Here is a 12,726-nt window from a genome sequence, read left to right on the forward strand (position 1 = left end):
CTGCCATGCAACGCCGCCAGTTCCTCACCCTTTCCGGCCTCGGCCTTGCCGGGATGCTGCTGCCCAACGCCCGCCTGATCGCCGCCGAGGAGCTGCTCGCACCGGCGGACGTGGCCAAGAAGAAGGCTCTGGCCGACACCGTGCTGGCACTGGCCAGGCGCGGCGGCGCCAGCTACTGCGACGTGCGCATCGGCCGCTATCTCAACCAGGCCATCGTCACCCGCGAAGACAAGGTGCAGAACGTCACCAACAGCGAATCGGCCGGGGTCGGTATCCGCGTGCTCGTCAATGGTGCCTGGGGCTTCGCCGCCAGCAACCAGTCCAGCGCGCAGGGCGTGGCCGGCGCCGTGACCCAGGCCATCGCCATTGCCCGTGCCAATGCGAAGATCCAGAGCCGGCCGGTGCAGCTGGCGCCGACGCCGGGCGTGGGCGAGGTGCAATGGAAGACGCCGATCGTCCGCAACGCGATGGCGGTACCGGTCAAGGACAAGGTGGAGCTGCTGCTGTCGATCAACGCCGCGGCGATCAACGCCGGCGCCGACTTCATCAACTCGCAGCTGTTCCTGGTCAACGAACAGAAGTATTTCGCCTCGTCCGACGGTTCGTGGATCGACCAGGACGTGCACCGCATCTGGCTGCCGTTCACCGCCACCGCCATCGACAAGGCCAGCGGCAAATTCCGCACCCGCGCCGGGCTGTCGGCGCCGGCCGGTCGTGGCTGGGAGTTCCTCGACGGCAACGCCGCCGACAAGCATCCGCTGCCCGGCGGGGTGATCGGCTACGGCGCCTCCTACGATCCGGTCGAAGACGCCATCGCCGCGGCCCGGCAGGCGCGTGCCAAGCTCAGCGCACCGTCGGTCAAACCGGGCAAGTACGACCTGGTACTGGACCCCTCCAACCTGTTTTTGACCATCCACGAGAACGTCGGCCATCCGCTGGAGCTGGACCGCGTGCTCGGCTACGAAGCCAACTACGCCGGCACCAGTTTCGCCACCCTGGACAAGCGCGAGCAGCGTTTCCAGTACGGCAGCGATATCGTCAATTTCTTCGCCGACAAGACCCAGCCCGGCTCGCTGGGCGCGGTCGGCTACGACGATGAGGGGGTCAAGACCCGGCGCTGGGATCTGGTCACCGACGGCAAGCTGGTCAACTACATGGCCACCCGCGACGAAGTGCACATCCTCGGTGAGAACGCCTCGCACGGCTGCAGCTACGCCGATTCGTGGAACAGCGTGCAGTTCCAGCGCATGGCCAACGTCTCGCTGGCGCCGGGCAAGACCCCGCTGACCCCGGCGCAGATGGTCAAGGACGTGGAGAACGGCATCTACATCCACGGCCGCGGCTCCTACTCGATCGACCAGCAGCGTTACAACGCGCAGTTCGGCGGCCAGCTGTACTACCAGATCAAAAATGGCCAGATCACCGGCATGGTCGAAGACGCCGCCTACCAGATCCGCACGCCGGAATTCTGGAACGCCTGCAGCGCGATCTGCGATGAACGCGACTTCCGTCTGGGCGGCTCGTTCTTCGACGGCAAGGGCCAGCCCTCGCAGGTGTCGGCGGTCTCGCACGGTTCGGCCACCACCCGCTTTGACGGCATCAACATCATCAACACCGCCCGCAGCCTGGGCTGAGCGGCGTCCACGCAAACCGGCGGGGAATGGCGGCAAATGCGCACTCGCAACCGGGGTGCATGTCGAAAGTCACTACCGCTGCAGCGAGGTCCCCGCAAAAATCGAACCGTTCGCAGAGCACCGCGAAGCCATCGTCGTTTGTTGCCGTAACGCCCGCCGCGCGGGCCGTGTCCCTTGGAGAGCAGCCTTGCAAAGACGTGACTTCCTCGCCCTGACCGGGCTTACCGCAGGCGGCCTGATGCTGCCGTCGATCTTCGGCAAGGCCATCGCCGCCGAACAGCTGCTCACCGTGCTCGACCCGGCGCTGAAGAAGCGCCTGGCCGATGATGCGCTGAACGCCGCCCGCGCCGCCGGCGCCACCTACTGCGACGTGCGCATCGGCCGCTACCTGCGCCAGTTCGTGATCACCCGCGAGGACAAGGTGCAGAACGTGGTCAACACCGAGTCCACCGGCACCGGCATCCGCGTGATCGTCAACGGCGCCTGGGGCTTTGCCGCCACCAACGACCTGTCCCCGGCCGGTGTGGTCAAGGCCGCGCAGCAGGCCGCGGCCATCGCCCGGGCCAATGCCCGGGTGCAGACCGCGCCGGTGCAGCTGGCCAAGGCGCCGGGGTATGGCGAGGTGTCGTGGAAGACCCCGATCCGGAAGAACGCGATGGAAGTGCCGCTCAAGGACAAGGCCGACCTGCTGCTGGGGGTGAATGCCGCCGCCATGGAGGCCGGTGCCAGCTTCGTCAACTCGATGCTGTTCCTGGTCAACGAGCAGAAATACTTCGCCTCCACCGACGGCTCCTACATCGACCAGGACGTGCACCGGATCTGGGCGCCGATGACGGTCACCGCCATCGACAAGAGCAGCGGCAAGTTCCGTACCCGTGGCGGGTTGTCCTCGCCGATGGGGCTGGGCTTCGAGTACCTGGACGGCGACGCCTCCGGCAAGACCGTGCTGCCCAATGGCGTGGTGGTCTACGGCCAGTCCTACGACATGCGCGAGGACGCCATCGCCGCGGCCAAGCAGGCGCAGGAGAAGCTCAAGGCGCCGTCGGTCAAACCGGGCAAGTACGACCTCGTGCTCGATCCGTCGCACACCTGGCTGACCATCCACGAAGCGGTCGGCCACCCGCTGGAGCTGGACCGCGTGCTCGGCTACGAAGCCAATTACGCCGGCACCAGCTTCGCCACGCTGGACAAGCGCGAGCAGCGTTTCCAGTACGGCAGCGACAAGGTCACGATGTTCGCCGACAAGACCCAGCCCGGTTCGCTGGGCGCGGTCGGCTACGACGATGAAGGCGTCAAGACCAAGCGCTGGAACCTGATCACCGACGGCAAGCTGGTGGACTACCAGACCATCCGCGACCAGGCCCACATCCTGGGCAAGACCGAATCGGACGGCTGCTGCTATGCCGATTCGTGGTCCTCGGTGCAGTTCCAGCGCATGGCCAACGTGTCGATGGCGCCGGGCAAGACCCCGCTGTCGGTGGCCGAGCTGGTCAAGGACGTGGAGAACGGCATCTACATCATCGGCGACGGCTCGTTCTCGATCGACCAGCAGCGCTACAACGCGCAGTTCGGCGGCCAGCTGTTCTACGAGATCAAGAACGGCCAGATCACCGGCATGCTCGAAGACGTGGCCTACCAGATCCGCACGCCGGAGTTCTGGAACGCCTGCGTGGCCGTGGCCGATGAACGCGACTACCGCCTGGGCGGTTCGTTCTTCGACGGCAAGGGCCAGCCGGGCCAGGTCTCGGCGGTTTCGCACGGTTCTTCCACCGCCCGTTTCAACGGCATCAACGTCATCAACACCGCCCGCAGCCTCGGCTGACCGGTAAGGAGCCCCTGAACCATGAGCATCTTCACCGAACAGGAAGCCAAGGCCATCCTGGACAAGGTCATCGCGCTGTCCAAGGCCGATGAATGCACCGCCACGCTGGCCGGCTCGGTCGATGGCAACATCCGCTTCGCGCTGAACAACGTCTCCACCAGCGGCATCGTCAGCAATGCCGAGCTGGCCGTGCAGGTGGCCTTCGGCAAGCGCGTGGGCACCGCCTCGATCAACGAGTTCGACGACGCCTCGCTGGAGCGCGTGGTGCGCCGCGCCGAGGACCTGGCCCGCCTGGCGCCGGAGAACCCGGAGTTCATGCCGGCCATCGGCAAGCAGCAGTACACGCCCAGTCCGACCTTCAGCGCCTCCACCGCCGCGATCGATCCGGAGTTCCGCGCCCAGGTGGCCGCCGATTCGATCACGCCCTGCCGCGGCAACGGCCTGGTCGCGGCCGGCTTCCTGGAGGATGGCAACAGCTTCATCGCCACCGCCAACAGCAACGGCAATTTCGGCTACCAGCAGGCGACCAGCTTCAACTACACCTGCACCGTGCGCACCGAGGACGGCCGTGGCTCGGGCTGGGTCGGGCGTAACCTCAAGGACGCGGCCGATTTCAGGGCCAGCCAGGAGATCGAGATCGCCAAGCGCAAGGCGATCGAATCGGCCGAGGCCAAGGCGCTGGAGCCGGGCAAGTACACGGTGATCTTGGAGCCGGCCGCCGCCGCCGGCCTGATCAGCTTCATGATGAATTTCTTCGACGCGCGCGCGGCCGACGAAGGCCGCAGCTTCCTGTCCAGGAAGGGCGGTGGCAACAAGCTCGGCGAGCAGGTCTACGACCCGCGCGTGACCATGCTCGCCGATCCGTGGCACCCGGACGCGCCGGTGCTGCCGTGGGATGGCGAAGGCATGCCGCGCGAGAAGCTGGCGATCATCGACAAGGGCAGGATCGCCAACCTCAACTACTCGCGCTACTGGGCGCAGAAGCAGGGCAAGACCGCCAACGCGCGGCCGGGCAACCTGCTGATGGCCGGTGGCGACAAGTCCACCGCCGAGCTGGTCAAGGGCACCCAGAAGGGCATCCTGGTCACCCGCACCTGGTACATCCGCATGGTCGATCCGCAGACCGTGCTGCTGACCGGGCTGACCCGCGACGGCACGTTCTACATCGAGAACGGCCAGATCAAGCACCCGGTGAAGAACTTCCGCTTCAACGAGTCGCCGGTGATCATGCTCAACAACATCGAGGAGCTGGGCAAGCCGGTACGCGTGGCCGGCGACGAGTCCAGCCTGGTGATGATGATCCCGCCGATGAAGCTGCGCGATTTCACCTTTACCTCGTTGTCGGACGCGGTCTAGGCAAATCCGCATCGCGGGCCTGGCCCCCCGGGTCGCGCTTGCGCGGAACCCGGGGTCCCGCGCTCCGGGCCGGCCGATTCCAGCGCGGCTGCCGCCACGCCCCCTTTACCCAAGGGGGGCCCTGCTCCCGAGATGTCCCCGTCTGTGTCCCAGCCCCGTCTAACGCGAGCGCAATTCCTCCACCTGCTGCTGGGCGGCACGGTGGCGGCCGCCTTGCCGGGGCGGGTCCACGCCCAGGCCAGCCGTTACGACTTCTGGTTCACCCGATTGAAGTACGACTCCGGCGACTGGGATGTGGATGCGCGCATGCCATCCAACCTGCTCACCTCGCTGGTGGACTACACCACGCTGCGCGTGGATCCGAAGGAACACGTCATCGCGCTGGCCGATCCGAAGATGCTGGCCGCACCGTTCTGCTATCTGGCCGGACACAAGCTGGTCGAGTTCAATCCGGACGAACGCCGCAACTTCGAACGCTACGTGCGCAATGGCGGCTTCGTCTTCGTCGATGACTGCAACCACGACATCGACGGCCTGTTCGCCACCTCGTTCGAGGCGCAGATGCGCAGCATCTTCGGTACCAACGCGCTGAAGAAGCTGCCCAACACCCATGCGCTGTACAACAGCTTCTTCAGGTTTCCCGACGGTCCACCCGCCACCGGCTTCGAACTCAACGGCTGGGGCGATGACCTGGTCCACGACTACCTGAAAGGGATCGAGATCGATGGCAGGCTCGGCGTGCTCTACAGCAACAAGGACTACGGCTGCGAATGGGATTACGACTGGCGCAACAAACGCTTCCTGGCCGAAGACAACACGAAGTTCGCCGTGAACATCGTGATGTACGCACTCACGCACTGACCCCACTGGTGACCGCATGACCGCTACCGATCTGGACTCCCTGCTGCCGCGCCTGGACACGCTGCGCAGCGCGCTCGCACAGGCCGTGGTCGGCCAGCACGAGGTGGTCGAACACCTGCTCATCGGCCTGCTGGCCGGCGGCCACTGCCTGCTCGAAGGGGCCCCCGGCCTGGGCAAGACGCTGCTGGTGCGCTCGCTCGGCCAGGCGCTGGAGCTGCAGTTCCGGCGTGTGCAGTTCACCCCCGACCTGATGCCCAGCGACATCCTCGGCACCGAGCTGCTGGAAGAAGACCACGGCACCGGCAAGCGCGCGTTCCGCTTCCAGCAAGGGCCGGTGTTCACCAACCTGCTGCTGGCCGACGAGCTCAACCGCACCCCGCCCAAGACCCAGGCCGCGCTGCTGGAAGCGATGCAGGAGCGCACCGTCAGCTATGCCGGCACCACCTACGCGCTGCCCGCGCCGTTCTTCGTGCTGGCCACGCAGAACCCGATCGAGCAGGCCGGCACCTATCCGCTGCCGGAAGCCCAGCTGGACCGCTTCCTGCTGCATGTCCGCGTCGACTACCCCAGCGAAGCCGAAGAACGCGACATCCTCGCCCAGACCACCGGCAGCCACAGCGGCGTGGTGCCCAAGGTGATGGACAGCGATGCGGTACTGGCGTTGCAGGCGGCGGTGCGCGAGGTGCATGTCAGTCCCGACCTGCTCAGCTGGATCACCCGGCTGGTCCGCGCCAGCCGCCCCGGCGAGGGCGCCCCGGCCGAGGTGAACAACTGGATCAAATGGGGCGCCGGCCCGCGCGCCGGGCAATCGCTGGTGCTGGCCGCCAAGGCGCGTGCGCTGCTGCAGGGCCGCTTCGCCGCGACCCGCGAGGATGTGCAGGCACTGGCCGCGCCGGTGATGCGCCATCGCCTGTTGCTGTCCTTCGCCGCCGAGGCCGAGCACAAGAGTGCCGATGATGTGATCGCCGCGCTGCTGCGCGCGGTGCCGTTCCCGGCCTGATCGATACGCCCGCCGCTCGCAATGGCCGCCCCGGTGCCCCCGCTGATTCCCGCCGATGTGCGCAGCCGCCTGCGCAGCCTGCGGCTGTGGCCGCAGCGGGCCAGCGGCAGCCGTGGCATCGGCGCGCATGCCAGCCGCAGCCGTGGTGCCGGCTTGGAGTTCGCGCAGTACCGCGCCTATGAACCGGGCGATGAACTGCGCCAGATCGACTGGAAACTCTATGCGCGTTCGGACCGCTTCTTCGTACGCGAATCCGAGCGCGAAAGCCCGATCACCGTCTGGCTGCTGCTCGATGCCAGCGCCTCGATGGCACAGGCCGACCAGACGCGGCCGGACTGGCAGCGGCTGGATGCGGCCAAGGCACTGGCCGGCTGCGTGGCCGAACTGGCGATGCAGCAGGGGGACGCCTTCGGCCTGATCGCACTGGGCGGTGATGGCGTGCAGTTGCTGCCGGCCGGCAACGGCCTGCGCCAACGCGACCGCCTGCACCTGCAGCTGCAGGGATTGAAGGCTGCAGGGCAATGGCCGCCACAACAACGGCTGTCACCGCTGTGGGAGCGCATCGCCCGCGATGATCTGGTGGTGATGATCGGCGACGGTTTCGACGAAGCCGGCATCGCGCTGGCCGAGCGCCTGGCCAGGGCCGGCCGCGATGTGGTCCACCTGCAGTTGTTGACGGTGGAAGAGCGTGATTTCCCGTTCCGCGACGGTCACCGTTTCCGTGACCCGGAAACCGGCGATGAGCTGCTGGGCGATGGCGCAACGGTACGCGGCGAGTACCTCGCCCGCTTCAAGGACGCACAGCGCGTACTGGATGCACGGCTGCAGGCCGCCGGCATCCGCCATGACACCGCCTATCTCGATGAAGCCATTGACGCGCCTTTGCAGCGCCTGTTCGGGCGCCGTGCCGGGAGCGGTGCATGAGCCTGCTGTGGCTGTTCCCGGCCGGCTTCATCGCCTTGGCGACGCTGTTGCTGCCGCTGCTGATCCATCTTGCCCGCCGCAGCGAGCAACGCGTCATCGACTTCGCCGCGCTGCGCTGGCTGTCAGCCAGGCCGCGCCCGCGTCGCCGCATCCGTTTCGACGAATGGCCGCTGCTGGTGCTGCGCTTGCTGCTGCTTGCCTTGCTGGCCGTCCTGTTGGCACGGCCAGCAGTGACCGGTGTGCCTGATACCCGGCCGCGCATCGCCGTAGTGCCCGGTGTTGATCTTGCCACCGCCCAACGCAGCGTTGGCCATGCCGATGCCCGGTGGTTGTGGCTGGCAGCGGGCTTCCCCTCCATCGCCAACACCGCAGCTCCGCAGGGCCCGCAGTCGCCGTCCAGTCTGCTGCGCGAGCTGGACGCCAGCCTGCCGGCCGGCGCCCCGCTCACCGTGGTTGTTCCATCGATGCTTGATGGGCTGGACGCGCAGCGTCCGCAGCTGTCACGCGCGGTGCGGTGGCAGGTGCTGGAGCAGACCGCCGCGACGGAAACGCCGACGACCGTCGCTGCGCCGCAGCTGCAGATCCGTCACGACGCTGGCACGCCGGGCGTGCGCTATCTCGATGCGGCCGCCAGCGCATGGGGTGGCGCCCGGCCACAGACGGCGGATGACACGGTCGCTTTCAGCGACGACAACACGCTACGCGTCTGGCTGTCGGCCAAGCCGCTGCCCGCCGATACCGGCGCATGGCTGCAGCGCGGCGGCCGCCTGCTGGTGGATGCACGCACACCGGTACCCGCCGATGCCCAGCGCACACCGCTGTGGCGGGACGCCAACGGGGTACTGGTCGTGGAGCGGATTGGCACGGCGCACGGCCAATGGCTGCGCTGGGCAGCCCCACTGCAGCCGGCAAGCCTGCCGGTGCTGCTTGATGCCGAATTCCCCACCGGGCTGCGTTCGGTACTGCAGGCGTCACCCACGCCGCAACGTGCCCTGGCCGCGACGATGCCGCCGGAAACCGGCGCTGCGCCCTATCCGCAGCCCGCAACCGAGCTGGGCCATTGGCTGCTGTTGGCCATCGCCTTGTTGTTCCTGCTTGAGCGCTGGCTGGCCAGCGCGCCGCGCCGGCGGGGCCAGCCATGAACGCACCCACCTTGCTGCGCGCCGCACGACGCCGCACGCGGCTGATCGCGTTGTCCGCCGGCCTGCCGCTGGCCCTGGCGGTCGGCGTACTGGCAGCGCGCATGTTCGGCGTCGACGCCGGTTACATCACCGCCACGGCAGCCTTGCTGGTGGCGGCGGGCATTGCGGTCTGGCGTGCACGGCGCCTGGATACGCGCTGGCTGGTCGCACGTCTGAACGATCATCCGCGCTTCGAGGACAGTGCCGATCTGCTGTTCGCCGCAGCGGCCACGCTCAACCCGCTGCAGCAACGCCAGCGCCGCCATATCGAGCAGCGCCTGCAACGCGATCCGCCGGACCTGCGCACGCGCTGGCCCTGGCCGCGCGTGTTGCTGTGCTTTCTGGTTGCCGTGCTGATGGCAGCTGCCGCGCTGCTATGGCCGCGCAACGCGGTCAATCCACCCGCGGGTGCTGATGCAAGCCCGGCTGGCCGCGTCGCGGCGAACACCGCGCCCGTAGTGCGCGGCCGGTGGCTGCAGGTCACCCCGCCGGCCTACAGCGGCCAGGCGGCAACGGCCGGCGACACGCTCGATGCACGCGCCCTGCAGGGCAGCCGTCTGCAGTGGCGTCTGCAGTTCGGCCCCCAGCCACAACAGGCCTGGCTGCAGTTCCATGATGGTCGCCGGGTCGCCCTGCGGCACGATGGCGACTACTGGCGCGGCAGCGACGTGTTGCAGCGCGCAGGCCTGTACCGCCTCCACACCACCCCGGCCATGGCCGAGGCCGGACGCGCCTATCGGCTCGACGTGGTGGGGGATCGCCCGCCGCAGGTGAAGGTGATCACGCCGGCACAGACGCTCAGCCAGGCCGCACCGCGCCAGCGCACCTGGCAGCTGCGCTTCGAGGCCAGCGACGATTTCGGCGTGAACCGTGCCGCGACGCTGGTGATCACCACCGCCAAGGGCAGCGGCGAGAACATCACCTTCCAGCAGCGCCAGCTGACTCTGGCCGGCGGCGGACCGGCCACCGCACGGCGCTTCGCCTACACCGCCGACCTGGCCGCACTCGGCCTTGAACCGGGCGACGAAGTGGTCGCCCGCCTGAGCGTACGCGACAACCGCAGCCCGCAGCCGCAGGAGGCACGCAGCGCCAGCCTGATCCTGCGCCTGCCCAGCGAGCAGCAGGTGCAGGCCAGCGACCTGGAAGGGGCGATCAAGAAAGTGATGCCGGCCTACTTCCGCAGCCAGCGGCAGATCATCATCGACGCCGAGGCGCTGTTGAAGCAGCAGCGCACGCTCGATGCCGACACCTTCGTCAAACGCGCCGATGCGATCGGCGTGGACCAGCGCATCCTGCGCCTGCGCTACGGCCAGTTCCTCGGCGAGGAAGCCGAGGGCGGGGCCAAACCGCCGCCGACCAGCGACGCGCCCGTTGCCGGTGCCGATGAGGGCCATGGCGAGGGACACGCGCAGGACGATGGCCACGACCACGGCGATGCCAGCCGCGACGCCGCACCGGTATTCGGCAGCGCCAGCGATGTGCTGGCCGAGTACGGCCACACCCACGACCACGCCGAGGCGGCGACGCTGCTCGACCCGCAGACCCGCGCCATCCTCAAGGCCGCGCTGGACCAGATGTGGCAGTCCGAAGGCCAGCTGCGCCAAGGCCGGCCCGCCGACGCGCTGCCGTATGCCTACAAGGCGCTGGGTTTGATCAAGCAGGTGCAGCAGGCCGAACGCATCTATCTGGCGCGGGTCGGCGATGAGCTGCCGCCGATCGACCTGGCCCGGCGCATGAGCGGCAAGCGCGATGGACTAGGCAACCGCGGCCTGGCGCTGCCCGCGCGTCCGCCCGGCGATGGCACGGTCGGCGGGGCCTGGCGGGCATTGGCCACAGCCGGGACGCCGGTGGATCTGGACGCGCTCACGCGCTGGCTCGATACCCATCCCGACGCGGTTCCCGAGGTGCTGGATGTGGCCGCCGCCATCGACGCGCTGCGCCAGCAGCCGGACTGCCACAGCTGCCGCGTGCAGTTGCGCGACCAGCTGTGGCCGGCGCTGCAGCGCCCGTTGGGACCGCCGGCACGACGCGCGCCCGCCGATACCGCCGGGCGCCGCTATCTGGACGCCTTGGCCGCACCGCAGGAGCCCGCCCGATGATGTCCTGGCTGCCGTTGATCGTGATCGCACTGGCGGTGCTGCTGGCCAGCGCGCGCCTGAGCCGCGCGCCGCGTCCGGCACCGCTGCGCCTGGGCGTACTGCTGCTGTTACAGCTGCTTGCCGCGGCGTTGCTGTATTTCACCCTGCTGCCGCCGGAGCGCCCCGGCCAGGCCGAGACCCTGGTCATCGCCACGCGCGGCGCCACCGCCACGCAGCTGGCCGCGCAGCCGGCGGCCATCCAGCTGCGGCTGCCCGAAGCGCCGCAACTGGCCGGCGCGGCGCCGGTACCGGATCTGGCCACCGCCTTGCGCCAGCACCCCGGTGCACGGGCGCTGGTGATCGTCGGCGACGGCCTGCCCGCGCGTGACCGCGACCTGCCATTGCCGCCGTTGCAGTTCGTGCCGGGCCCGGCCCCGCGCGGGCTGGTCGAACTGCAGGCCCCGCCACCGCTCGCGCCCGGCGCCCGCTTCAGCGTGGGCAGCCGCGTGCAGGGCCTGGCGCAGGTGCGGTTGGAGCTGCGCGATCCGGCCGGCCACCGGGTGGCCATCGCCACGCCTGATACGGACGGCCGCGTGCGGCTGTACGCCAGCGCGCGCGCGCCCGGCGACGTGGCATTTTCCCTGCGCGTACTCGATGGCACCGGCAAGGTGCTCGACCAGCTGCCGGTGCCGGTGCGCGTACGTGAGGTCCCGGCACCCACGCTGCGGCTGCTGGCGGCGGCGCCGGGGCCGGAACTGAAATACCTGCAGCGCTGGGCCAGCGACACCGGCGCCCGGCTGCAGACCGGTATCCAAGTGGGCGGCGGTGTGCAGCTGGGCGATGCGCCGCAGGCACTGGACGCTGCCAGCCTGGCACGGCTGGATCTGCTGCTGCTCGACGAGCGCCGGCTGGCCGCCCTGTCATCGGCCCAGCGCGGGGTCCTCACCGAGGCCATGCGCACGGGCCTGGGCGTGCTGGTACGGATGGGCGGCCCGCTGGAGGGCAACGCCCGCCGGGCACTACACGACTGGGGGCTGGTCACGCGCGGCGGTGAACAGACCGGCCCGCTGAAACTGCCTGGGGATTCCCGCGCTGGCGATACCGCATCCAGCACCTCGCTGCCGGCGCTGGAGCGCTTCCGGCTTGAAATCGAGGACGAGGCGGCCGTGCCGCTGCTGCACGCCGCCGATGGCAGCGGCATCGGCGCCTGGCGGGCGCTGGGCCAGGGCCGCCTCGGGCTGTTGCCGGTCAGCGACAGCTATACGCTGGTGCTGGCCGGCCATGGTGATCGCCATGCCGAATTGTGGAACCAGGTGCTGGCAACGCTGGCCCGGCCACTGCCCGCCGCCCCGCTGTCACCGCTACCGGCCTGGGGCTGGAGCGGCGAGCACAACACGCTGTGCGACCTGCCTGCAGGCGCGCAGGTGATCGCCCCCGATGGCCGTCGCAGTGACCTGCTGCCTGATCCGCAGGCCGGCCACTGCAGCGGCTGGTGGCCGACCCGCCCGGGCTGGCACACGCTGACCGCCGGTGACACGCAGGCCGGTGTGCTGCTGCTCGATCCGGCCCACGCCCGCGCCCTGCATGCCCAGCAGACCCGCGAGGCCACCTTCGCCCTGCGCGGTCACGCCGGCCGCGGGGGCGGTGTACCCGTGCCGGTCCCCGGGCCGCGCTGGCCGTGGCTGCTGGCCTTCGTGCTGGTCGCCAGCCTGTTGTGGTGGCTGGAGCGTCGTCGGTCCATTGAAACGCCTTCGCCGTAGCCCGGGTTAGGCCCGCCCCCCCCCGGGGGCGGGGGGCGCTTCCCCCCCGGGGGGCCCGGGGCACCCGGCCGCACGGGTGTGCCCCACCCCCCGGGCGGCGGGAAAGGCCG

The 12,726-nt window shown here is 69.3% G+C and carries 9 protein-coding genes; all 9 read left to right on the forward strand.

Annotation, left to right across the window (positions count from 1 at the left end; all coding sequences use genetic code 11):
- Window positions 1–5 precede the first annotated feature (5 nt).
- The 9 genes from ACVOMH_RS14660 (at window position 6) to ACVOMH_RS14700 (ending at window position 12,616) form a co-directional block, all read left to right on the forward strand.
- Window positions 6–1,634: a TldD/PmbA family protein gene (locus ACVOMH_RS14660; RefSeq protein WP_481552434.1), complete on the forward strand. Its 1,629-nt coding sequence runs from the start codon at window positions 6–8 to the stop codon at window positions 1,632–1,634.
- Between the two features lie 187 nt (window positions 1,635–1,821).
- Entirely contained in the window at window positions 1,822–3,456 is a 1,635-nt protein-coding gene (locus tag ACVOMH_RS14665; RefSeq protein WP_054658395.1) for a TldD/PmbA family protein, read from the forward strand.
- 21 nt (window positions 3,457–3,477) lie between these two features.
- Window positions 3,478–4,812 carry a TldD/PmbA family protein gene (locus ACVOMH_RS14670; protein ID WP_481552435.1) on the forward strand — a complete coding sequence of 445 codons (1,335 nt, stop codon included), beginning with the start codon at window positions 3,478–3,480 and terminating at the stop codon, window positions 4,810–4,812.
- Window positions 4,813–4,944: 132 nt separating this feature from the next.
- Complete coding sequence (locus tag ACVOMH_RS14675; protein WP_481552436.1) at window positions 4,945–5,673, forward strand: DUF4159 domain-containing protein; 729 nt, start codon at window positions 4,945–4,947, stop codon at window positions 5,671–5,673.
- A 16-nt stretch (window positions 5,674–5,689) separates the two neighbouring features.
- Window positions 5,690–6,673, forward strand: a complete 984-nt coding sequence (locus tag ACVOMH_RS14680; protein WP_481552437.1) for an AAA family ATPase — start codon at window positions 5,690–5,692, stop codon at window positions 6,671–6,673.
- A 21-nt stretch (window positions 6,674–6,694) separates the two neighbouring features.
- On the forward strand, window positions 6,695–7,597 hold the full coding sequence (locus ACVOMH_RS14685) for a DUF58 domain-containing protein (protein WP_481552438.1): 903 nt from the start codon (window positions 6,695–6,697) through the stop codon (window positions 7,595–7,597).
- Window positions 7,594–8,739 (forward strand): BatA domain-containing protein, encoded by a 1,146-nt coding sequence (locus tag ACVOMH_RS14690; RefSeq protein ID WP_481552439.1) that lies wholly within the window; start codon window positions 7,594–7,596, stop codon window positions 8,737–8,739. Before ACVOMH_RS14685 ends, ACVOMH_RS14690 begins: the two co-directional genes overlap by 4 nt.
- Entirely contained in the window at window positions 8,736–10,877 is a 2,142-nt protein-coding gene (locus tag ACVOMH_RS14695; protein ID WP_481552440.1) for a hypothetical protein, read from the forward strand. The genes ACVOMH_RS14690 and ACVOMH_RS14695 overlap by 4 nt, the downstream gene beginning before the upstream one ends.
- Window positions 10,874–12,616, forward strand: a complete 1,743-nt coding sequence (locus ACVOMH_RS14700) for a carboxypeptidase regulatory-like domain-containing protein (protein ID WP_481552441.1) — start codon at window positions 10,874–10,876, stop codon at window positions 12,614–12,616. The genes ACVOMH_RS14695 and ACVOMH_RS14700 overlap by 4 nt, the downstream gene beginning before the upstream one ends.
- Window positions 12,617–12,726 lie beyond the last annotated feature (110 nt).

It is taken from the genome of Stenotrophomonas sp. STEN013, assembly GCF_056760355.1.

What these genes read in the sequence shown, in the direction of transcription:
- ACVOMH_RS14695 (WP_481552440.1), top strand. Translation starts at nt 8,736, where the DNA reads ATGAACGCACCCACCTTGCTGCGCGCCGCACGACGCCGCACGCGGCTG.
- ACVOMH_RS14670 (WP_481552435.1), top strand. Translation starts at nt 3,478, where the DNA reads ATGAGCATCTTCACCGAACAGGAAGCCAAGGCCATCCTGGACAAGGTC.
- ACVOMH_RS14675 (WP_481552436.1), top strand. Translation starts at nt 4,945, where the DNA reads ATGTCCCCGTCTGTGTCCCAGCCCCGTCTAACGCGAGCGCAATTCCTC.
- ACVOMH_RS14680 (WP_481552437.1), top strand. Translation starts at nt 5,690, where the DNA reads ATGACCGCTACCGATCTGGACTCCCTGCTGCCGCGCCTGGACACGCTG.
- ACVOMH_RS14660 (WP_481552434.1), top strand. Translation starts at nt 6, where the DNA reads ATGCAACGCCGCCAGTTCCTCACCCTTTCCGGCCTCGGCCTTGCCGGG.
- ACVOMH_RS14690 (WP_481552439.1), top strand. Translation starts at nt 7,594, where the DNA reads ATGAGCCTGCTGTGGCTGTTCCCGGCCGGCTTCATCGCCTTGGCGACG.
- ACVOMH_RS14685 (WP_481552438.1), top strand. Translation starts at nt 6,695, where the DNA reads ATGGCCGCCCCGGTGCCCCCGCTGATTCCCGCCGATGTGCGCAGCCGC.
- ACVOMH_RS14700 (WP_481552441.1), top strand. Translation starts at nt 10,874, where the DNA reads ATGATGTCCTGGCTGCCGTTGATCGTGATCGCACTGGCGGTGCTGCTG.